This window comes from Pseudarthrobacter sp. PH31-O2, assembly GCF_030063265.1.
Lineage (GTDB): Bacteria > Actinomycetota > Actinomycetes > Actinomycetales > Micrococcaceae > Arthrobacter.
This window is the reverse complement of record NZ_JASIST010000004.1, coordinates 194,431-215,561: the sequence shown is the minus strand read 5'-3', so window position 1 is coordinate 215,561 and position 21,131 is coordinate 194,431. Positions and strand designations below refer to the sequence as shown.

At 65.6% G+C, this 21,131-nt stretch carries 22 protein-coding genes and 1 tRNA gene; 8 read left to right on the top strand and 15 right to left on the bottom strand.

Features of this window, described 5'->3' with window-relative positions; genetic code table 11:
• Positions 1–70 precede the first annotated feature (70 nt).
• Both QMG72_RS08660 and QMG72_RS08655 read left to right on the top strand, forming a co-directional pair.
• Entirely contained in the window at positions 71–1,270 is a 1,200-nt protein-coding gene (locus QMG72_RS08660; RefSeq protein ID WP_226774761.1) for an acetyl-CoA C-acetyltransferase, read from the top strand.
• Between the two features lie 20 nt (positions 1,271–1,290).
• On the top strand, positions 1,291–1,848 hold the full coding sequence (locus QMG72_RS08655) for an aminoacyl-tRNA deacylase (protein ID WP_283480260.1): 558 nt from the start codon (positions 1,291–1,293) through the stop codon (positions 1,846–1,848).
• Between the two features lie 24 nt (positions 1,849–1,872).
• Here QMG72_RS08655 and QMG72_RS08650 read toward each other — a convergent pair whose 3' ends face one another.
• From QMG72_RS08650 to QMG72_RS08610, 9 genes are all read right to left on the bottom strand, one after another.
• Positions 1,873–3,705, bottom strand: coding sequence for a bifunctional metallophosphatase/5'-nucleotidase (locus tag QMG72_RS08650; protein ID WP_282359757.1), 1,833 nt, complete (start codon positions 3,703–3,705; stop codon positions 1,873–1,875).
• 215 nt (positions 3,706–3,920) lie between these two features.
• Entirely contained in the window at positions 3,921–4,295 is a 375-nt protein-coding gene (rplL, locus tag QMG72_RS08645; RefSeq protein WP_024365995.1) for a 50S ribosomal protein L7/L12, read from the bottom strand.
• A gap of 77 nt (positions 4,296–4,372) precedes the next feature.
• Positions 4,373–4,975 carry a 50S ribosomal protein L10 gene (gene rplJ / locus QMG72_RS08640; RefSeq protein WP_226774764.1) on the bottom strand — a complete coding sequence of 201 codons (603 nt, stop codon included), beginning with the start codon at positions 4,973–4,975 and terminating at the stop codon, positions 4,373–4,375.
• A gap of 308 nt (positions 4,976–5,283) precedes the next feature.
• Positions 5,284–6,393, bottom strand: coding sequence for a GNAT family N-acetyltransferase (locus tag QMG72_RS08635; protein WP_226774765.1), 1,110 nt, complete (start codon positions 6,391–6,393; stop codon positions 5,284–5,286).
• Positions 6,394–6,614: 221 nt separating this feature from the next.
• On the bottom strand, positions 6,615–7,322 hold the full coding sequence (gene rplA, locus QMG72_RS08630) for a 50S ribosomal protein L1 (protein ID WP_024365991.1): 708 nt from the start codon (positions 7,320–7,322) through the stop codon (positions 6,615–6,617).
• A 141-nt stretch (positions 7,323–7,463) separates the two neighbouring features.
• Positions 7,464–7,895, bottom strand: coding sequence for a 50S ribosomal protein L11 (gene rplK / locus QMG72_RS08625; protein ID WP_024365990.1), 432 nt, complete (start codon positions 7,893–7,895; stop codon positions 7,464–7,466).
• A gap of 130 nt (positions 7,896–8,025) precedes the next feature.
• Positions 8,026–8,895 (bottom strand): transcription termination/antitermination protein NusG, encoded by an 870-nt coding sequence (nusG, locus tag QMG72_RS08620; protein WP_282359759.1) that lies wholly within the window; start codon positions 8,893–8,895, stop codon positions 8,026–8,028.
• Between the two features lie 114 nt (positions 8,896–9,009).
• Positions 9,010–9,294, bottom strand: a complete 285-nt coding sequence (gene secE / locus QMG72_RS08615) for a preprotein translocase subunit SecE (protein ID WP_226774768.1) — start codon at positions 9,292–9,294, stop codon at positions 9,010–9,012.
• Positions 9,295–9,372: 78 nt separating this feature from the next.
• Positions 9,373–9,445 (bottom strand) — tRNA-Trp (locus QMG72_RS08610).
• Positions 9,446–9,742: 297 nt separating this feature from the next.
• On the opposite strand from QMG72_RS08610, the gene QMG72_RS08605 reads away from it, so the two are divergent.
• Entirely contained in the window at positions 9,743–10,960 is a 1,218-nt protein-coding gene (locus QMG72_RS08605; RefSeq protein WP_226774769.1) for a pyridoxal phosphate-dependent aminotransferase, read from the top strand.
• Positions 10,961–11,173: 213 nt separating this feature from the next.
• Here QMG72_RS08605 and QMG72_RS08600 read toward each other — a convergent pair whose 3' ends face one another.
• Positions 11,174–11,848: a LuxR C-terminal-related transcriptional regulator gene (locus QMG72_RS08600; protein ID WP_226774770.1), complete on the bottom strand. Its 675-nt coding sequence runs from the start codon at positions 11,846–11,848 to the stop codon at positions 11,174–11,176.
• Positions 11,845–13,152, bottom strand: a complete 1,308-nt coding sequence (locus tag QMG72_RS08595; protein ID WP_282359760.1) for an ATP-binding protein — start codon at positions 13,150–13,152, stop codon at positions 11,845–11,847. The genes QMG72_RS08600 and QMG72_RS08595 overlap by 4 nt, the downstream gene beginning before the upstream one ends.
• Before the next feature lie 124 nt (positions 13,153–13,276).
• On the opposite strand from QMG72_RS08595, the gene QMG72_RS08590 reads away from it, so the two are divergent.
• The 5 genes from QMG72_RS08590 (at position 13,277) to QMG72_RS08570 (ending at position 17,346) form a co-directional block, all read left to right on the top strand.
• Positions 13,277–14,872 carry a PspC domain-containing protein gene (locus QMG72_RS08590; RefSeq protein ID WP_226774772.1) on the top strand — a complete coding sequence of 532 codons (1,596 nt, stop codon included), beginning with the start codon at positions 13,277–13,279 and terminating at the stop codon, positions 14,870–14,872.
• Between the two features lies 1 nt (position 14,873).
• On the top strand, positions 14,874–15,155 hold the full coding sequence (locus QMG72_RS08585) for a hypothetical protein (protein ID WP_226774773.1): 282 nt from the start codon (positions 14,874–14,876) through the stop codon (positions 15,153–15,155).
• 3 nt (positions 15,156–15,158) lie between these two features.
• Entirely contained in the window at positions 15,159–15,413 is a 255-nt protein-coding gene (locus QMG72_RS08580) for a PspC domain-containing protein (protein WP_226774774.1), read from the top strand.
• Positions 15,414–15,571: 158 nt separating this feature from the next.
• The gene (locus QMG72_RS08575; protein ID WP_226774775.1) at positions 15,572–16,597 is read left to right on the top strand and encodes a 6-phosphofructokinase; all 1,026 of its coding nucleotides are present in this window, start codon (positions 15,572–15,574) and stop codon (positions 16,595–16,597) included.
• Between the two features lie 38 nt (positions 16,598–16,635).
• On the top strand, positions 16,636–17,346 hold the full coding sequence (locus tag QMG72_RS08570; protein WP_226774776.1) for a GNAT family N-acetyltransferase: 711 nt from the start codon (positions 16,636–16,638) through the stop codon (positions 17,344–17,346).
• 25 nt (positions 17,347–17,371) lie between these two features.
• On the opposite strand, the gene QMG72_RS08565 is transcribed toward QMG72_RS08570, so the two are convergent.
• From QMG72_RS08565 to ygfZ, 4 genes are all read right to left on the bottom strand, one after another.
• Positions 17,372–18,889 (bottom strand): DHA2 family efflux MFS transporter permease subunit, encoded by a 1,518-nt coding sequence (locus QMG72_RS08565; RefSeq protein WP_226774777.1) that lies wholly within the window; start codon positions 18,887–18,889, stop codon positions 17,372–17,374.
• A 72-nt stretch (positions 18,890–18,961) separates the two neighbouring features.
• Positions 18,962–19,525 carry a PadR family transcriptional regulator gene (locus tag QMG72_RS08560; protein WP_226774778.1) on the bottom strand — a complete coding sequence of 188 codons (564 nt, stop codon included), beginning with the start codon at positions 19,523–19,525 and terminating at the stop codon, positions 18,962–18,964.
• Between the two features lie 111 nt (positions 19,526–19,636).
• Positions 19,637–20,032, bottom strand: a complete 396-nt coding sequence (locus QMG72_RS08555; protein WP_226774779.1) for an ankyrin repeat domain-containing protein — start codon at positions 20,030–20,032, stop codon at positions 19,637–19,639.
• On the bottom strand, positions 20,029–21,111 hold the full coding sequence (gene ygfZ / locus QMG72_RS08550; RefSeq protein WP_226774780.1) for a CAF17-like 4Fe-4S cluster assembly/insertion protein YgfZ: 1,083 nt from the start codon (positions 21,109–21,111) through the stop codon (positions 20,029–20,031). Before ygfZ ends, QMG72_RS08555 begins: the two co-directional genes overlap by 4 nt.
• Between the last annotated feature and the right edge of the window lie 20 nt (positions 21,112–21,131).

The following is a 21,131-nucleotide window of genomic DNA, read 5'->3' as shown; positions in this document are numbered from 1 at the left end:
CGCCGGATGGCCCCGTGACTGGGGTCACGATAGCCTTGCTGTACAACGTTCACGATTGGAAGAGACAACCATGAGCCACTCTGCAGACAACAATGATGTTGTCATCCTCGCCGCCGCCCGCACCCCCCAGGGGCGCCTCAACGGCCAGCTCGCAAGTTTCACGGCCGTAGAACTCGGCGCACACGCCATCCGGGCGGCCCTGGCCGCCAGCGGTGTAAAGGCCGAGCAGGTGGACTCTGTCATCATGGGACAGGTGCTGCAGGCCGGCGCGGGCCAGAACCCTGCACGGCAGAGCGCCATCGCGGCCGGAATCGGCTGGAACGTTCCCAGTGTGACCATCAACAAGGTCTGCCTGTCCGGGCTAACTGCCGTCATCGACGCGGCCCGAATGATCCGCAGCGGCGACGCCGCCGTCGTTATAGCCGGCGGCCAGGAGTCGATGTCCCGCGCGCCGCACATCCTCCCCGGTTCCCGGCAGGGCTGGACCTACGGGTCCATCCAGGCCCTGGATGTTGCAGCGCACGACGGCCTGACCGACGCTTTCGACGGGCAATCCATGGGCCTGTCCACCGAGACCAAGAACCTTTCGCTGGGCATTGACCGCAGCTCCCAGGACGAAGTGGCGGCAGCGTCCCACCAGCGCGCCGCGCGGGCCGCCAAGGACGGTGTGTTCGACGGCGAAATCGCCCCCATCAGCGTCAAGCAGCGCAAAGGCGAGCCGATTGTCCTGGCCTCGGACGAGGGGATCCGGCCGGACACAACTGTCGGCTCACTGGCGGGCCTGCGGGCGGCGTTCGTCACCGACGGCACCATCACGGCGGGCAATTCCTCCCCCCTGTCCGACGGCGCCTCCGCCCTCGTGCTCTCCTCACGGAAGTTTGCCGAAGAGAACGGCCTTGAGTACCTGGCCGTCGTCGGCAAGCCCGGGCAGGTGGCCGGCCCGGACAACTCGCTGCACTCCCAGCCCGCCAACGCGATTGCCAGCGCGCTGCAGAAAGCCGGCTGGTCTGCCGCGGACCTGGACTTCATCGAGATCAACGAGGCTTTCGGTTCGGTGGCCGTGCAGTCGCTCAAGGACCTCGGCTACCCGCTGGCGCAGTGCAACATCCACGGCGGCGCGATCGCCCTGGGCCACCCGATCGGCGCCTCCGGCGCCCGGCTGGCCCTGCATGCGGCGCACGAGCTGAAGCGGAGAGGCAGCGGCAAGGCTGCCGTGTCGCTGTGCGGCGGCGGAGGCCAGGGCGAAGCGCTCCTGCTGTTCCGCGACTGAGTTCGGTGAGTGAGCCCACCATGACCGATCCAGGCGCGGCGGCGGACGCTCGTGGCGGCACCGGCCGGGAGCGGTTCCTGGCGGACGCCGCCGCCCGTGGCCTCAGCATCCGTCTGGTGGAACGCCAAGCCGCGAAAAGCCTCGAGGAGGCGGCCGATATCCTCGGAATTCAGCCCGCGGATATCGTGAAGTCCCTTGTGGTCAAACACAAGGACGGCAGCTTCCTCTTTGCGCTCATCCCGGGCGACCGGCAGATTTCCTGGCCCAAGCTGCGCGCGCTGCTTGGTGTCAACAAACTGTCCCTTCCCAGTGCGGAGGTCGCCCTTGGCGCCACCGGCTACGAACGCGGCACGATCACCCCGCTGGGAAGTACCAGGCCATGGCCGGTCTATGTGGACCGCAGCATCACCGGGCGCAGGATTGCCCTGGGCGCGGGCGAGCATGGCTACAGCGCGTTTGTGGACGCCGATGCCTTCGCCGCCGCCCTCGACGCCGTGGTCGCGGACATCTCCGAATTGAACGAACAGCATGCCGCGGCGCGGCACGTGCCGGCGCGGGATCTAGCCTGTCCGGGTTAAATCGCCCGGGTCGACGCAGGCCGGCTAGGCGGTGACGGTGAGTGCCGCGCCGTTGACGGTCAGCCGCCAGTTGTCCTGGCTGAACACCGAAACGTCCAGGGTGCCGTGATCCACAACGTAGTCGATAATCCGCTGCCGGATCTCCTGCTGGCTGTTGGAGAGTACCGGAGCCGCCATGACTGCCGGGAAGTTGCCGCCGCCGCTTTGCCGGTAGTTGTTGATGGCCAGCGCGAATTCCTGGTCCCGCCGAAGGACCTCGCCACCGTAGCGCAGCCCGGTGATCCGCTCCCCCACCGGTTTGGCAAGGTCGATCTCGTAGTTCAGTGCTGCGTCAAGACCGTAGACAACGTCGTAGTTGTAGTCCGGCGTCCCGCCCGGCGCCATCGCGGTGGCAGCGTTGGTAACGTCGGCGGCGCGTGCCGGGCTGCTGAACACCGGTTTGAAGTACCGCGCGGACCACTCCAGATAGTCCCGGACCTGAGCCCCGGTGACCTTGACGGAGAGCAGCGTGTTGTCGAAGATGTACAGCCCGGCAACGTCCCGGATGGTCAGCGGCCCGGCTTTGACGTCCACCGAGCGGGAGAAGGCCGCAGCGATGGAGAGCACCGGCAACCCGGCGGACGGGCCGCCGGCCAGTTCGGCCTTGATGGTGCTGGCCTGGACATAGTTGATGGCATCGATGGCCGCCGAGTCCTCCCAGCAAGCGGTGGCGGTGTTCAGCGGCGCCGTGGACGTGCCGATGACTTCGTTGACATACTTTACAGTCGCCTCGTGCCCTGCCTGGACGGCGCGCACAACGGCGGGATCGGCATCGACCGTCTTGGCGTCCAGCAAGTGCGAGTGGGCGGCGGTGACCGTCCAACGGCCTTTGTCCTTGGCCACTTCCAAATCCATTACAGCCACGCGCATGCCCCACTTCAGCGGCTCCGTCAGCAGTACCTGCCTTCCGGTGGCCTTGTTGGTGACAAAACGTTCCGGGATTTCCAGGTGCGCGTGCCCGACCAGGATAGCGTCGATGCCGGGGACCTCTTCGGCCAACTGCGTGGAGGCGTTCTCCGGGAACGGCAGCGCATCGCCGTAGGACGACCCCGGGGTTGCGCCCGAGTGGCTGGTGACGATAACGACGTCGGCTCCGGCTGCCTTGAGCTGCGGGATAACCGTCCTGGCTTCCTCCACGATGCCGTTGAAATCCAGTTTTCCCTGGACGTTGTCGCGGTCCCAGAGGGCGCAGCCGGGGGTGACAAAGCCAACCAGGCCCACGGTCAGCCAGCCGTTGTTCGTCTTCACGCGTTTGAGTACGTAGGGTGTAAAAGCGCGTTTGCCGGTAGTGGCGTCGTGGACGTTGGCGCCAAGCAGCGGGAAGTTCAGCTGGCTTTCCCAGGTCCGCAGCAGCGGGATGCCGTAGTTGAACTCGTGGTTTCCCAGGCCAACGGCGTCGTAACCCACCGCGTTCATGGCCAAGGCCATGGGATGGGTGACCGTCGCCGAGATGGGGCTGATCTTGGCGAAATAGTAGGCCAGGGGTGTGCCCTGGATGGTGTCGCCCGCGTCGATGGTAAGCGTGTTCGACGCTCCCCGTTCGTCCCGCATCGCCTTGATCAGGGTGGCCGCCTGCGCGATGCCGATCTTGTTCCCTGCGGTATCCGCATAGGGGACGTTCTTGAAGTAATCCCAGTTGAACACGTTGTTGTGCAGATCGGTGGTGCCAAGCACCGTCAGGTTGAACGTCTTCCGGCCCGCTGCGGGGGCTGCCTGGGCGGCCGGGGCTCCGGACAGGGCCGCAGCCGCCGCGCTGCCGCCCACCAGGGCTGCAGTCAGCATGGTCCGGCGCGAAAGCGAGTGATGGGGATCGGTCATTGTGGGGACTCCTCAGCGTTGGCGGCCTGTTGGCACAAAGCCACAGTCTAGGCGCGCATTCACCCGCGAGAACAGGGATTCCACAAACTCTTTGGGAAGTTCACCTGCCGTTGATGTCCGCCCGGAACGCAGGAAACCCCGCACACCGGGGTGCGCGGGGTTTCCCGGAGCGGAACGGGAACACGAGGTTCCCGGCCAGGTCCTGAAGCGGCGGGTTACTTGAGGGTAACGCGGGCACCGGCTTCTTCGAGCTGGGCAACAGCCTTCTCGGCAGCTTCCTTGGTGACACCTTCGAGGATGGCCTTCGGTGCGCTGTCAACAACGTCCTTGGCTTCCTTGAGGCCCAGCGAAGTGATGGCGCGAACTTCCTTGATGACTGCAATCTTCTTGTCGCCCGGGTGCTCCAGGATGACGTCGAATGCGGTCTGCTCTTCTTCTTCTGCAGCACCACCGGCAGCGGGGCCAGCAACGGCAACGGCAGCGGCCGTAACTTCGAAGGTCTCTTCGAAGAGCTTAACGAACTCAGAGAGCTCGATGATGGTCAGTTCCTTGAAAGCTTCAATGAGCTCTTCGTTGGTGAGCTTCGCCATGGTGTGGCGTCCTTCCTATAGTGGTGCTCGGCAGCCCGGGGGCTCGCCTTCGCACCGGAGTCTGGTTTGAAAGAGAGTTAGTTCTCTTCGGGGGCTGCGGCGTCAGCCGGAGCTTCGGTCTCTACTGCTGCATCTGCGGGAGCTTCGGCCGGAGCTTCGTCAGCGGCGGGCGCTTCGGCTTCGGCCGGGGCACCGTTCGCTTCTTCAAGCTTGAGGCGCAGAGCATCGATGGTGCGTGCAGCGGCGGCAGCAGGAGCCTTGAGGATGCCTGCAACCATGGCAAGCTGGCGCTCACGGGACTCGAGTGCTGCCAGGGCAGCTACCTCGCTGGCGTTCAGTGCCTTGCCCTCGAAGTAACCGGTCTTGATAACCAGCTGCTTGTTGGCCTTGGCAAAATCCGTCAGGCTCTTGGCAGCGGCAACTGCGTCACCCTTGATAAACGCGATTGCAGTGGGGCCGGCGAGCTGGCCGTCGAATGCTTCGACACCGGCTTCCTTGGCTGCAAGGGCGGTCAGGGTGTTCTTGACGACCGAGAACTTGGTGTCCTGGCCGAGAGAAACACGCAGCTGCTTGAGCTGTGCAACGGTGAGCCCGCGGTATTCGGTCAGGACAGCGGCGTTCGATTCCTTGAAATCGTTAGTGATCTCAGCTACTGCTGAAACCTTGCTAGGCGTTGCCATAACCCTCCTTCCGGGGATAGAGCCGGTAGTTCCCGGTCCCCGCTCAAAAGAGCTAAAAACTAAAAACGCCCCGCGCAGATGCACGGGGCTTGTCTCGACGCAGTCCATGACTGCGGAGCTTTGCTTCGTTCACCTGCGCCGGCCGCCCTATGTTCAGGGTCCTTCGTCTGGAGATTCACTGGTTCTCCCGGCGCAGCTGCAGAAGTGAGCCTTGCTTGGGAGAGTGAATGTCCAACAACCGACGGTCTTTGGTCCCCCCAGCCTACGCGAAACCTGGCCCTTGCTCCAAATCGGCGACGTCGGACGGTTCAGCTGTTGCTGGGGCCCAAATCCGGAAGTTCCTTCTGCCAGATCCCGGTGACTCCGGCGGTGGTGAATCCCAGCTGTTGGTTGACCGTGAGCAGGTAACGGTTTTCCGGTGCGTTCCAGGTGTACAGCACCCGGGCGTCCGGGAACTGTTCGGAGAGCCGCTCCATGTTGGCGACCTTGATCAGCAGGCCCAGTTTGTTGCCGCGGTGCTCCGGGAGGACGACTGTGTCATCTTGGAAGACCACATCGGGCCGCAGTGCCAGGACGCTGATCGTGGTCAGACCGACCAGGTCACCGCTGCCCAGACGCTCGACGGCGGTGACCACTGTCCGGCGGCCCTGCGCAATGGCGACATCTTCCGCTTGCCGGAGGATTCCGCCGTCGAACACCATGCTTGAATCATCGACACCGGGCACGCCGTCTTCGCCCGCGTTGTTTTCCAGTGCCGCGACGGCCTCAAGCCACTGCTCCGGGCACCGGTCCGTCCAATGGTGCAGCCGGTAGCGTCCTGCGTTCGCCTCCTCGGCCTCGGTTCCCAGCTCCGCCACGAGCTTGCCGTCAAGCGGCAGCGCGCAGGCACTGAACTGCTCGATGTGCTGCAGGGCATAGCCGCTGTGGCGGGCGAACTCGACTTCGCGGCTGTTGTCCGGGACGAACCCGAAGCCCGTGCCCGGCACCAGTTGCCCGGCTTCGCTGTCACCGAGCGAGGAACTCGGATGGTTCGTGTCGACCAGGATGGTGTGCCGGCCCTCGTCGCGGGCGAAGTGCTCCGCAGCTTCAAGCAGTTGCCGGCCCACGCCCCGTCCTTGGAATTCGGGCAGGATGTCGAGCGCGAATTCGGCCAGGTCGAGGTTGTCCGCGAGCGGCAGCGCGATGTCCACAGTACCGACGATTTCCCCGCTCACCTTGGCAACGAGAATGACCTGGCGCTCGTACGGGTCCGCCATTTCCAGCAGTTTTTCCTGCGGCAAGTAGGCGAGATCATCGCTGCCCCACGTCTGCATTCGCACCTTGCGTCCCACTTCGACGGCGGCAACGAAGTCGGAGGCATCCGACCCGTCAAGCGAATCGGGGATCCACAGCTGTTCAATCCGTACTTCATTTGCCATTGCGGCCATCATCCCCAGCGGTTCTGCCATCCGTGCGTGCCGGAAACCCGGCGATAACCGGGCAACCACGGCCAGCATATGCCGCTTTGGGCCGCTGTTCCATCAATACCGGTCCACCAGCGACGCGCGCCGGGCCCTGGCCGTTCGTCGTGGAATGCAGGAAAGACCGCCCCGCGGATGCGGGACGGTCTTTCCGTCGTGTGCTGTAAGGCTGGTGAGGATTAGACCTCGGTCAGGACCTTGGTGACGTTGGGGTCAACCGAGATGCCCGGGCCAAACGTGGTGGCGACGGTAGCCTTCTGGATGTACCGGCCCTTGGAAGCGGACGGCTTGAGGCGAAGAACTTCTTCCAGAGCGGCGGCGTAGTTCTCGGCCAACTTGAGGGCGTCGAACGAAACCTTGCCGATGATGAAGTGCAGGTTGGAGTGCTTGTCGACGCGGAAGTCGATCTTGCCACCCTTGATGTCGTTGACGGCCTTGGCGACGTCAGCGGTCACGGTGCCGGTCTTCGGGTTCGGCATCAGGTTACGCGGACCCAGGACCTTACCGAGGCGGCCAACCTTGCCCATAAGGTCAGGGGTGGCGACGGCGGCGTCGAAGTCGGTCCAGCCGGCTGCGATCTTTTCGATCAGGTCATCGGAACCAACGAAGTCGGCGCCGGCTGCGATTGCTGCCTCAGCCTTGTCGCCCGTTGCGAAGACCAGGACGCGGGCTGTTTTACCCGTGCCGTGCGGCAGGATAACGGTGCCGCGGACCATCTGGTCGGCCTTGCGAGGGTCAACACCCAGGCGGAAAGCTACCTCAACGGTGGCGTCGAACTTGGACGGGTTGGTGTCCTTGGCCAGCGTCACTGCCTCAAACGGCGCGTAGAACTTCTCCGCGTCGATTTTGGCTGCGGCTGCCTCATATGCTTTGCTGCGCTTTGCCATGCTGCTTATTTCTCCTTGTGCAGTTGTGGTCTGCGGACCGCGCTGGGCCCTGCCACAGTTGGGACTCCGGCTCGATAATCCGTGCCGGGCTTCCAACATTCAAATGTTTAGGTGGTGCCGGTTGCCCGGCGGTAAAGGCATTTAGCCTTCGACGGTGATACCCATGGAGCGGGCGGTGCCGGCGATGATCTTCGCGGCGCCTTCAAGGCTGGTGGCGTTGAGGTCTTCCATCTTGGTGGTGGCGATCTCGTTGACCTGGGCCTGGGTAAGCTTCGCGACCTTGACGGTGTGCGGGGTAGGCGAACCCTTGGCGACGCCTGCAGCCTTTTTGATGAGCTCTGCAGCCGGCGGGGTTTTGGTGATGAACGTGAATGAACGGTCCTCGTAGACCGTGATTTCAACCGGAATAACGTTGCCGCGCTGGGCTTCCGTCGCAGCGTTGTACGCCTTGCAGAATTCCATGATGTTGACACCGTGCTGGCCAAGCGCAGGACCGATCGGCGGGGCCGGGTTAGCGGCACCTGCCTGGATCTGCAGCTTGATGAGGCCGGTGACCTTCTTCTTGGGAGCCAATGTAGGGTCCTTCTCTCAATTACTTCCTGGGACACAGGAGCGTGCCGCAGCTTGGTGGCCGCCATGGCGAGGCGGCCGGCCGCCCCTGGCTGCTAAAGCGGGCAGCCCGGGACGAATTCTGTGGGAACAGCTAGATCTTGCTGACCTGGTTGAAGGCCAGCGTGACCGGCGTCTCGCGCTCGAAGATGGAAACCAGCACCACCAGGGTCTGGGAGTCCACCTTGATTTCGGAGATGGTGGCCGGGAGGGTCTCGAAGGGGCCCTCCTTGACGATGACCGACTCGCCGACCTCAAAGTCGACGTCGATCTGCGCCGCAGCGTGCTTGATGGGCTTGCCCTTCTCGGCCTGCTCTTCTTCGAAGACCGGCGCGAGCATGGAGAAGACCTCATCGAGGCGCAGCGGGACCGGGTTGTGGGCGTTGCCCACAAATCCGGTGACGCCCGGGGTGTGGCGGACGGCGCCCCAGGAGGCATCCGTCAGGTCCATCCGGACCAGGACATAGCCGGGGATCCGGACGCGGTTGATGACCTTGCGCTGAGCGTTCTTGATCTCAACGACTTCCTCCATCGGAACCTGGATTTCGAAGATGAAGTCTTCCATGTCCAGGGTCTGGATGCGGGTCTCAAGGTTGGCCTTGACGCGGTTCTCGTAGCCTGCGTACGAGTGGATGACGAACCAGTCACCTTCCTGGCGGCGCAGCTTGGCCTTGAACTCATCGGCCGGGTCAACCTCTGCAGCGGCCGCAGCGGCTGCCAGCGCGTCGGCCGATTCGTCATCGGATCCGGCTGCTTCGTCGCTGGCAACGGCTACCTCGTCCGAGTCCGCCTCAGCAGACTCTTCCGCAGCGGCTTCCCCGGCTTCTGCTGTGTCAGCGGCCTCGTCAGCGACGTCGGATGCGGGCGCAGCAGACGCGGCCTCGGACAGTTCCCCGGTCTCCACCGCGGCGTCCTGGCTCTTATCCAGCTCAGTCTCAGTTACCTCGAGCTCCTGCTCAGACACTTGGTCTCCTGCTTCCTCATTGCCTAACATGCCTATTTAAATGACTCAATTCCGCACACCCCGCAGAACCGCCGGAATCCCGGGGTAAGCCACGAAGTCTGCGGACCGGTCGCCTTAGCGGTCCGTGGGGCCTGTGCCGCCGAAGACCCAGCCAACGCCGACCCCGAAGGCTAGATCCAGCACTGTGGCGATGAGCATCATAATGACGACGAACACCAGCACCACAAGCGTGTAGTTGATCAGTTCCTTGCGGGTCGGAGCGACAACCTTCTTCAGTTCGCCGATGACCTGGCGGACAAAAAGCGCGATCCGGGCGAAGAAACCTGCCTTGGGGGCATTCTTGGCGGGGCGGCCACTGGAGCTGCCTGCAGCCGTTTCGGTCACCTGGATCTCACTCATCCTCGCAATGTCGGATACCCGGCCCTGAACTGAACCATGGTTGCTGCGCTTGTTCCGGAGAAACCGGAACAGCTTGCGCAGGGCAGACAGGACTCGAACCTGCAACCTGCGGTTTTGGAGACCGCTGCGCTACCAATTGCGCCACTACCCTATGGATCAAAAACAAGCCCCCGGCCTGTTTCCCCAGACTTCGCTGAGGCGCAGGCCATCGTCGTGTTTTCAACACCGGAGAACCAGTCTACGCAACAACTGCGTCTACGTCGAACCGGCCCCTTCGGACCGTGCGTCCGGCCGGGAGCAGTTGAGCAAAAAGCCGCGACCACGACTTTCCACGCTGCAGTCACACTTCCGCACGGGCACCTCTGAGGATCCGATGAACAGCATAGAGTAGATTCCGTCGAATCCCACCCGCAGCCGCCGAAGCTGCAAGCGAAGAAATGGACCCGCGATGCCTGCCGCCCGCATTTCACAGCGTATTTCCGCCATAGCCGAATCCGCCACATTGGCTGTTGATGCCAAGGCGAAGGCGTTGAAGGCGGCAGGCCGGCCGGTCATCGGTTTCGGCGCCGGGGAGCCGGACTTCCCGACCCCCGATTACATTGTGCAGGCGGCAATCGAAGCCGCCAGCCAGCCCAAGTACCACCGGTACTCCCCGGCCGCCGGCCTGCCGGAGTTGCGGCAGGCCATCGCGGACAAGACGTTCCGCGATTCCGGCTACCGGGCAGAGGCGTCCCAGGTGCTCGTCACCAACGGCGGCAAACAAGCCGTTTACAACACCTTCGCCACGCTACTGGACCCGGGCGACGAGGTGATTGTCCCGACTCCGTTCTGGACCACCTACCCGGAAGCCATCCGGCTCGCGGGCGGCGTCCCGGTCGAGGTCTTCGCCGGACCGGAGCAGGAATACCTGGTTGCCGTGGAGCAGCTGGAAGCGGCAGTTACGGACCGCACGAAAATACTCCTTTTTGTGTCCCCTTCCAACCCCACCGGCGCCGTGTACTCGCCGGAACAGGTCCGGGAGATCGGCCAGTGGGCAGCCGCCAAGGGACTCTGGGTGGTCACGGACGAGATCTACGAGCACCTGACCTACGACGGGGTGCCATTCACCTCGATTGCCACGGCCGTCCCTGAACTGGGCGACCGGGTGGTCATCCTCAACGGCGTGGCGAAGACGTACGCCATGACAGGCTGGCGCGTCGGGTGGATGATCGGCCCCGCCGACGTCATCAAGGCCGCCACGAACCTGCAGTCGCATGCCACGTCGAACGTCTCCAACATCCCGCAGGTTGCGGCGCTCGCCGCGGTGTCCGGTCCGCTGAGCGCCGTCGACGAGATGAAGCTCGCCTTCGACCGGCGCCGCAAAGCCATCGTGGCCGGACTGAACGCCATCGAGGGCGTGGATTGCCCGACGCCGAAAGGTGCCTTCTACGTCTACGCGGACGTCCGTGCCCTGCTTGGCAAGGAATTGCCGTCCGCAAACGGACCCGTCCGGCCGTCCACGTCCGCGGAGCTGGCGGCACTGATCCTCGATGAGGTGGAAGTGGCTGTGGTTCCGGGTGAGGCCTTTGGGCCCTCCGGGTACCTACGCCTCTCCTACGCCCTGGGCGATGAGGACCTCGCCACAGGCGTCGCCCGCCTGCAGGACTTCCTCGGCCAAGCCAAGTAAACAACCCTCCCGCACTTCCGGCGGGCGAATCACGAACGCTCCCGCAGCCGCTGCCGGCCGCTGCGGGAGCGTTCCCCGACAACCCGCCGAAACTGCGGGAGCGTTCCCCGACAACCCGCCGAAACTGCGGGAGCGTTCCCCGACAACCCGCCGAAACTGCGGGAGCGTTCCCCGACAACCCGCCGAAACTGCGGGAGCGTCGGGTTTGTGGGATTAGAGGAGCCTGCGCTCGGCGGCCCAGCGGGTGAGTTCGTGCCGGTTGGAGAGCTGGAGCTTGCGCAGCACGGCCGAGACGTGCGTTTCCACCGTCTTGATCGAGATGAACAACTCCCTCGCGACTTCCTTATAGCTGTAGCCCCTGGCGATGAGCCGCATCACTTCGAGCTCGCGGGCTGAGAGCCTGTCCAGTTCGTCGTCGGCAATGTCGGCCGGGGCGGTGCCGAAAGCATCGAGCACAAAGCCGGCCAGCCGGGGCGAGAAGACGGCGTCGCCGCCCGCCACCCGACGCACGGCGTCGGAAATTTCCTTCCCGGAGATGGTTTTGGTGACGTAGCCGCGGGCCCCGGCCCGGATCACCGACACAACATCCTCTGCCGCGTCGGAGACGCTCAGGGCCAGGAACCGGGTACTGCCCAGCAAGGGAGCTGAACCGGCCAGCACCTCTCGGCCGCCGCCGCCGAGCCCGCCGGGCAGATGGACATCCAGGAGCACCACGTCGGGGCGCACCGCCGCGATCACCGCGATGGCTTCTTCCACAGTCCCAGCCTCGCCGGCGACGACAATGTTCGGGTCCAGGTCAGCTTTCAGGCCGGACCTGAAGATGGCATGATCGTCCACAATTACTACCCGGATCCCCGGTCCGGGACGTTCCTCCGCGCTAATGCTCACTGTGTTGCCTCTCCGTTGCCGTTGGCGGCCGCAGCGCCCGTGGCTGCTCCCGCCGCCAACGGAAGCCTCAGCCGCACCTCGGTGCCGTCTTCGTTGCTGCTGATGGTAGCGGTGCCGCCATGGCGGTTCATCCGGCCGACAATCGATTCACGGACCCCCAGCCGGTCAGCAGGGACGGCGTCCGGGTCGAAGCCGGGACCGCGGTCCTTCACGAAGACCTCCGCCGCGTCGTCGGCGACCTCCAGATACACGGACACGGCGCCGCCGCCGTGCCGGGCAGCGTTCAGCATCGCCTCTCGGGCGGCCTGGACGAGCGCCTCGTGGCGTTCGGCCATGGCGCAGTCCCCCACAGAGACCACTTCGACCGCGCGGCCCAGGGCGTCCTCCACGTCCGCCGCGGCGGCCCTAATACGCTCGGACAACTGACCGGATTCCCGGCCCGGATCCCGGTACAGCCAGCCCCTCAACTCGCGTTCCTGGGCGCGGGCAAGCCGGACGACGTCGGTCTCGTTGCCGGCCCGCCGCTGGATCAGGGCCAGGGTCTGCAGCACGGAGTCGTGGAGGTGGGCGGCAATCTCGGCCCGTTCGGTGGCGCGGACCCGCCCGGCCCGTTCCGCCTCCAGGTCGCGCCAGAACTTCAGCCCCCAGGGCAAGAGGACCAGCGCCACGCCCCCTAGCACCGCCACCGAGGCCAGCAGCGCAAGCCAGGTCTGTTCCCACGACCCGGAGCCGGACACCATAACCAGGACGCCGGTGACAACAAGTGCCAACCCGGCCGCAAGACGTGCCCAGCCGCCGGCCTGGTCCGCTTTGGTCTTGTCCACAAGGCCTGCCCGGCGGGTTTCATCCAACTGCATCCAGGCGATGGCCGCGCCGCACAGGATGGCCGCAACCGGGACGAGGGTCCCGAGCGGAATGTCAACGCCGAGCAGACGGGCAATCAGGATGCCGGCGGCCAGCAGCAGGCCCGACCCAAGCAGGATCTCCTTGCCGTAGCGCATTCCGGTGATCCTGCCGCGCCACCACCCGGCTGGAAACTCACCGTCCGGCACGCTCACAGCGGGAGCAATGGGCGACACCGGCTGGCGGGCGCTGCGCCTGGCGCTTTCATCAGCGGTGGGAACCATGATCCAAAGCCAGGCGTAGAACGCCACCCCGGCACCGCCGGCGAGCGCGGCAACCGCCATACCGATTCGGATCATCCGCACCGGCCAGCCCAGATGCCCGGCGAGGCCGGCGCAGACCCCGGCGATCACCCGGTCGCTGCCGCGGACCAGCGGCGGGCGGGAAGCGGCTGTTGTCATAAGGCAATCCAAACACGGATCAGGGTTTCCCTGCCGTGTTTCCGGCCCGAACCGGGGTCGACTCAGGGGCAGTTCAGGGTGTTCCCCAGTAGAACGGAATCGTGGCGGACGGCAGGATCGAAGTATGAATCCGCACCCTGAGCACCCCAATGAAGGAAACGCCCCTGCAGGCGGTGCCGCAGAAGAGCCTGCGGCGCCGGCCGCGGAGACCTCTGCCGGCACTGCCGCCAACACCTCCGCGACCGCGCCGCTGGAGGATTCGGCCGGTTCCGGGGCCGGCAACCCGCCTCCTCCGCCCTACGACTACGCGCCAACACCTCCTCCGCCTCCGCCCTACGACTACGCGCCAACACCTCCTCCGCCTCCGCCTTACGACTACGCGCCAACGCCTCCGCCGGCCGGCAGCCCGCCGCAGGATTTCTTCGACTGGATCCGGAGCCACGGCGTCCACCGAGGCCGCGAGCGCTGGGTCGGCGGGGTGGCAAGTGGCATAGCCCGGCACTTCGGCGTCGACCCGTTGATTGTCCGCGGCATCCTGATAGTGCTGGCAATCTTCGCCGGCGTCGGCGTCCTGCTCTACGGCATCGCGTGGGCACTCCTGCCCGAACCGGACGGGCGCATCCATCTGCAGGAAGCCGCCGCGGGCCGCTGGTCATCCGGCATGACCGGGGCCCTGATCACCACGGTCGTCGGCTTCCCCAGCCTGGGCAGCGGCGCCTGGGGCTGGGACCGCTACGGCGCTGGCCCCTTCCTTTGGACAGTTTTTTGGGTCGGCGGCGCCATCTACCTCATCTACTACCTCACGCACCGCAACAAGTCCCGGAACGGCGCCACCGGCCTGTCCGCTGGCCATCCGGACGGTGACCCGGCGGTCCACACCGCCTACCCGCCAAAGCAGGCAACGCCCGCGGTACCGGCAGGGGTGGCCCCCTTCGCCGCAACCGGCTACGGGGCCTCGGAAACACCGGCCCACAACGGCGAGTCAACGCTGCCGGCACCGGGCTGGGGCACACCCCAACCGCCGGGTGCAACACGCCCGTTCCGTGGCGGCTACCAGCCGGTGCCCGGGCCCGTCCAGCCGGGCAAACCCCGGAAGCTGGGCCCGGGCACTCCCGCCGTCGCGGTGACAGCCGGCCTTGCCCTGCTGGTGGGCGGCGGTATCAAGATCCTCGACGTCGCGAACCTCATCAACCTCGGTACCTCCAGCAGCGCCGTTATCTGGGCCAGCGCCGCCGTGGTCCTGGGTCTCGGCATCCTTATCGCCGGTCTCAGGGGCCGCACGTCGGGCAGCCTCGGGTTCTTGGCAGCGCTCGCCCTGGTCGTCGGCGGAATCTTCAATGTGTTGCCCAACGGCGACCGCTTCCGTCCGCAGAATGCGGACTGGTCACCGGTGAGCATCGAGCAGGCACTGGGAGGCTTCGACATCACGGCCGGCACCGGAACCGTGGACCTTACCGGGCTCTCGCTCAACCCTCCGTTGAAAACCGACCTTGTGGTCCCTCTCGACGCGACAGCAAGCAACCTCACGGTGGTCATCCCGGACACCGTTCCGGTGGAAATCCAGGCAGACATGACCATGGGCAACCTCAATGAGGGCAGCCAGAATCACAGTGGCATGACCACTCGGCAGATCGATTACAACACCGAAATGCCGGGGGCGACCCTGATCGTCAAGATAGACGGCACCTTCAGCAACGTCACCATCAAGGAAGGTAATTGACATGAGCAGCTATGACGCACCGGCCGGCAGCCCGGCAGCCCCGCCTCCGCCGGGAGCGCGGGAACCGCAGGTGGAATCACCGCCCCGCGTGGGCACCATCGTCTGGGGCTTGATAGTGATGGCACTGGCCGCACTTATCATCGTTTCCGAGCTGCGCCTCGTGTCGCTCAACGGCAGCTACGTGGTGATCGGCCTGATGATTGGCGCCGGAGCCGCTCTCGTCGTCGGCGGGCTGCTCTCATCGCGCGGACGTGACAAAGCCACCCCGACAAGGAAGTCTTGAACCATGGAAAAATTCTTCAGCACCGTCAGGGGCCTTGGGCTCAAACGCGGCCCGCAGCGTTGGCTGGGCGGAGTCTGCGGAGGCATCGCCGCCAAACTGAACGTGGATGTTGCGTTCGTCCGGATCGCCTTTTTGCTCGTCGCGCTGCTGCCTGGACCGGCTTTTGTGCTTTATCTTGCGGCCTGGCTTCTCCTCCCGGACCAGCGGAACGCCGTCGTCCTTGAGACGTTCCTCGCCAAGCGCTCGGGACGACCCTGACGCCGTCCCCGCGAGGAAACGCAGTGCCCCGGCCGGCCGGCCGGGGCACTTTCCCGAAGTCACAGGTTGTGTCCTGCCCCACAGGCGCCACTAGACTCTAGGTGAGCTCAGCGTGGCGCTCTTCCTGAAAACCTACGAACCAGGATTTGAGCCGAGACATGAAAATTGGAATCCTCACCAGTGGCGGCGACTGCCCGGGACTGAACGCCGTCATCCGAGGCGCCGTCCTGAAGGGCATCGCCGTGCACGGCCACGAGTTCGTGGGGTTCCTGGACGGCTGGCGTGGCGTCGTCGAAGCAGACACCATCGATATCCCCCGCAGCATGGTCCGCGGCATCGCCAAACAGGGCGGGACCATCCTGGGGACGTCCCGGACCAACCCGTTTGAAAACAACGGCGGACCCGAGGTGATCAAGGCCAATATGGACCGGTTGGGCATCGACGCCCTCATCGCCATCGGCGGGGAAGGCACGCTGGCGGCCGCCAAACGCCTCACCGACGCCGGCCTGAAGATCGTGGGCGTCCCCAAGACCGTCGACAACGATCTCGACGCCACTGACTACACCTTCGGCTTCGACACCGCCGTCGAAATTGCCACCGAGGCGATCGACCGGCTGCGGACCACCGGCGAGTCCCACCACCGTTGCATGATCGCCGAAGTGATGGGACGCCACGTGGGCTGGATCGCCCTGCACGCCGGCATGGCCTCGGGCGCCCACGCCATCCTGATCCCGGAGCAGAAAGCCTCGATGAAGCAGATCGCCGACTGGGTTGTCTCGGCTCGGGACCGTGGCCGCGCGCCGCTCATTGTCGTGGCCGAGGGATTCGTCCCGGATGACCAGGAAACGCCGCACTCCGAACGCGGGCTGGACACCTTCGGACGTCCGCGCCTTGGCGGGATCTCGGAAAGGCTGGCCCCCGAGCTGGAAGCCATGACCGGCATCGAAACCCGTGCGACCGTCCTGGGCCACATCCAGCGCGGCGGTGTTCCCACCGCATTCGACCGTGTCCTGGCGACCCGGCTGGGCATGGCCGCGATCGATTCGGTCGTCGAAGCGCGCTGGGGCACCATGGTGTCCCTCAACGGCACCGACATCGTCCATGTAGGCTTCGACGCCGCGCTCGGTAACCTCAAGACCGTCCCGCAGTACCGCTACGACGAGGCCGCGGTCCTCTTCGGTTAGGCCCCGGGCCCCGGCGCGCCGGTGGGTAGGGTGGAGTCATGACACTTGAGCCCGGTTCCGTCGACATCATCCAGCTCGCGTGGGCCCGTTCCCTCGGTCTGGACGACGGCGCGTTTGCCGCTGCGGCGGGCGAACGCATCACGCGGGCAGACGACTCGGCCCGCGCCGTCCGGTTTGTCCGGCTGTTCGGCAATTCTGCATTCGTGGGACCACAATGGGCGCTGGACGCCGCCAGGGGGCTAACCGACGGGGAGCTGGCGCAACACGGCACGCTGCTCGCCCTCACCCGGGAGCACGGAGGCCACGGTCTCGGCGCCACGGCACTTTTTTTCGCAGATGATCTGCCCCTGCAACAACCCGCTGAGGAGCTCACCGTCTCGCCGGGCAGCCCGGAAGCTGTCGAGCTGGAATCCGCCTGCCCGCCGGATGACGTCAACGAAGTAGGCCTCGCGGACCTTGAGCACCGTTTCACCATCATGCATGTGGAAGACGGCCGCAAGACCCCGGTGGCCTGCGGTGCCTACACCGAGTGGGAAGGCATCCTGGCCCAGATGGGGGTGCTGGTCGCCCCGGACTGGCGCCGCCGGGGGCTGGGATCACTGGCGGCCTCCATCGCGGCTCATGAGGCACTCGCCTCAGGGCTGACGCTGCAATGGCGTGCCGAGGTCAGCAACAAGGGCGCACTGGCCATCGCCCGCAGCCTGGGCCTGGCCGCCGGCGGCATCCAGACCAGCGTGCTGCTGGGCTGATCCGGAAGCCGCCGGGGTTGGAGCGTTAGCGCTGCTTTGCCGGCGCCTGCTCATCTGACGAAGCCCCCGCCGGAGCGGTTGCGGGCCTGCCCCAGCCCTGAACCGGCTGGGGCTTCGCGAAGAACAGCGCCACCGCCGCGCCGAGCAGAATCACGGCAGCGGGAAGCATAATGGACTGGCCCATCGCCGTCGAGAATCCCTCGCGCAGGGCCTCAGGCAGGGTGCCGCCAAATGCCATCGGGCTGGCGCCGGCGGGAGCTGCCGGCAGCTCCGATGCCAGGCGGGACTGAATGAGCACTGCAATGGCAGCGCTGCCGAGGACGGCCCCAATCTGCCGGGTGGTGTTGTAGACCCCGGAACCGGCACCGGCCTGGCGGGGCTGCAGGTTTCGGGTGGCGGTCGAACTAAGGGGCGCCCAGATTCCGGCGTTAGCGAAGCCCAGCACAGCGCTCGGCAGCAGGAACAGCCAGATCGGCGTGTCCGGGTGCATCAGGGAGGAATTCCAGAACAGCGCCACGGACATCAGAACCAGGCTTGTGGCGGTGATGTACTTCGGATTGACCCTGTCGATAATCTTCCCGACGACGGGTGCCAGGCCACCAGCGATCACGGCCATCGGAACCATCATCAGGGCAGACTGGGTGGGCGTCAGCCCGCGGACAATCTGGTAGTAGAAGATCAGCGGCAGGGTGAAGGCCGTGACGGTAAAGCCGACGGTGGTGATGCTGATGTTCGCGAGCGAGAAGTTCCGGTCCTTGAAGAGGGACAGCGGCAGCAGCGGCTCGCCCTTGTTGATCTTTTGCCACCAAACGAAGACCACCAGGACGGCGATTCCCGAGATGATTAGGCCCCATACCGTAATCGGCCCGGTGATGGTCCCCCAGTCGTACGTCTCACCTTCCTGGATGCCGAATACCAGCAGGAACAATCCGACGGCGCTGAGCACTACACCGGGGATGTCGAACTTGTGCGGGTGGGTGCTCAGGGCCGGCACGTACCGCACGGCCAGGACAAACCCGACGATGCCAACCGGAACGTTAATAAAGAAGATCCATTCCCAGCCCAGGCCGTCGACGAGGACGCCGCCGAGGATCGGGCCGACGAGGGTCGCGATGCCTGCGGTGGCGCCCCAGACGCCCATCGCGGCACCCCGCCGGTCCGGTGCGAAGATCCGGGTGATCACCGCCATGGTCTGGGGTGTCATGAGTGCGGCGCCGAAGCCCTGGAACACCCGGGCCACGATCAGCATCTGGACGTCGCCGGAGAGACCGCACCAAAGGGAGGCCAGCGTGAAGACGACCAGGCCGGTCAGGTAGAGCTTCTTGGGGCCGAAGCGGTCGCCCAGCCGGCCGGTGATCAGCAGCGGCACCGCGTAGGCGAGCAGGTAGGCGCTGGTCACCCAGATTACCGAGTTGATGTCCGCGTTCAGGCCTTCCATAATGCGGGGGTTGGCCACCGAGACGATGGTGGTGTCGATCAGGATCATAAAGAACCCGATAACGAGGGACCAGAGTGCCGGCCACGGCCTGGCTACAGTTTCCATGTGGTTCCTTAGTGCTGGTGGTGATGCCTGGGGATGTCTGAAATTATTCGTCGAACGCGGAGCCGGGGGTGGCTACCAGGTCAGCTGGCCGGTTCCGAGCTCCTGCTGGAGGCTCCGGATCCAGCCGGTCTCTGCGCGCAGCATGACCTGCTGGTACTCCATGTCGATCCAGTACTTGCGGTCGACCTGCTGCGCCCGGACCCGTTCTTGCGCGGCGGAGAGGAAGTCGAGCTGCTCCCGGAGCCCGATAAGGCGCCGGTCGAGCAGTTCGATCACGACGCCGGCACGCAGGTTGTACGCCTCCGAGACGGCCATCGGGAAGGACGGATATTCATTGACGGGAGTAGCGAGCATGTCCTGCAGCCGCAGGGTCAAAGCCTCCCGGCCCGCCCCGGAAATCTCGTAGGTGGTGCGTTCCGGGCGGTTGCCTTCACGGTCGGTTCCGGTCGCGGCCACCAGCCCCTGCTCTTCAAGCCGCCCGACTGCGTGATAAAGCGTTCCCGGACGGACCTTGACCAAACGGTCCTCATGCCGGGCGACCAGGAGCTGGTACATCTCGTAGGGATGCATCGGTTCTTCTGCGAGCAGGGAGAGTGCGGCAACGCCCAATGGTGTCAGCGGCGTGGCTCGAGGCATGGTGCGGGGTCCTTTGGTAATGGCGGCCGGTGAGCCCGAAACACTATTCCAGCACGACTATTCCACATGGAGTATACGGGCGCAACAGTGTTGGGAATCCCGGGAACCGGATCAGCCCAGCAGCGCCAGGATGTCGTTGCGCTCGAACATTTGCGCGGCCGCCCGGGCCGATGGCGTCCCGGCGTCGGGGTCCGCCCCGGCGTCGACCAGCACCCGGGACACCTCCGTGTAGCCCTTGAACACGGCCCCTGCCAGCGGCGTCTGGCCTCGGTCGTTGGCGGTGTTCGCGTCTCCGCCGTGCGCCAGGATGAGCCGGACGGCGTCGGCGTGGCCGTGGTATGCCGCAAGCATCAGCAAGGAATCCCCCGCCGTGTTCGTTAAGCCCGCCGGGGCCCCGGCGGCGAGGTAGCTGCCAAGAGTGGCGGAGTCACCCTGCCGGGCAGCGTCAAAAAGTCTGTGTGCCAGCGCCAGGGTCTCTTCGTCAGGCACGGAGCTTCCCTCAGTCATCGAGTCCCCCGCAGGAAACCGGTCTGCCGTCCTACAACCTGTCCGGCGTCGGGAGCCACAATAAGTTCCTGCGCCGCGGTGTAGGGCTCTTCGCCGTCAAGTACTGTCAGCACGTCCTCCGGCGAGACCGAGCGTTTGACCACTGCCAGGGCCACCGGCCCCATTTCATAGTGCTGGGCTACGGAGGTGACGGTGCCCACCTTGCGCTCACCGGCGCGGACTTCGCTGCCGACGGCGGGCATGGTGTGCTGTGATCCGTCGAGCTGCAGGAACACCAGCCGGCGCGGCGGGTGGCCCAGGTTATGCACCCGGGCCACTGTTTCCTGGCCCTTGTAGCAGCCTTTGTTCAGGTGCACGGCGGTGCGGAGCAGGTCGAGTTCGTGCGGGATGGTCCGGTCGTCGGTTTCGGCGCCCCAGCGGGGCCGCCACGCCGCGATGCGCAGCGCTTCGGCCGCCCAGACCCCCGCGAGCGGGCGTGCCCCGACGGTGGCTTCAAGTTCCCCGGCCGGGACGAGGTACTCGAACCACGGCCGTTCGAGCCCCGGGTGGGAATCCTCCCCCACCACCGCGTACGAGTAGCCGCCGGCCCCGACATGGGGCCACGGGTCTTCCCAGACCAGCAGGCCGGAGAACTCAGGTACCCGGCGGGTGGTACCCAGCACGGCCCAGTCCGCGGATGCGTCGATGATCTCGACCCGGAGCATAAACTTCATTTTGTTCAGCCACTCGGCCAGCGGCGCGGCCTCGGCCGCCTCGACAACAAGCCAGGTCGTGGCACCGTCGTCCACGACCCGTGCGTCGAATTCGATCCGGCCCTGCACGCTGAGCAGCAGCAGTTCACTGGACTGCCCCGGCCCAAGGGTGGTCAGCTGCTGGGAGGAGAGCGTGTTAAGCCAGCTCAGCCGGTCCGGCCCGGCAACGGTGACGACGCCGCGGTGGGACAGATCCACAAGGGCGGTCCCGGCAGCCAGGGCCCGCTGTTCGCGCAGCGGTTCGCCGTAGTGGGAGGCGACGCCGGCATCAGCCCCGACGGCCTCGACGGCGCCGGGCCGCTCCAACAGGGGGTTTTTGGTAGTCATATGTAGTAGAAGTCCTCAAC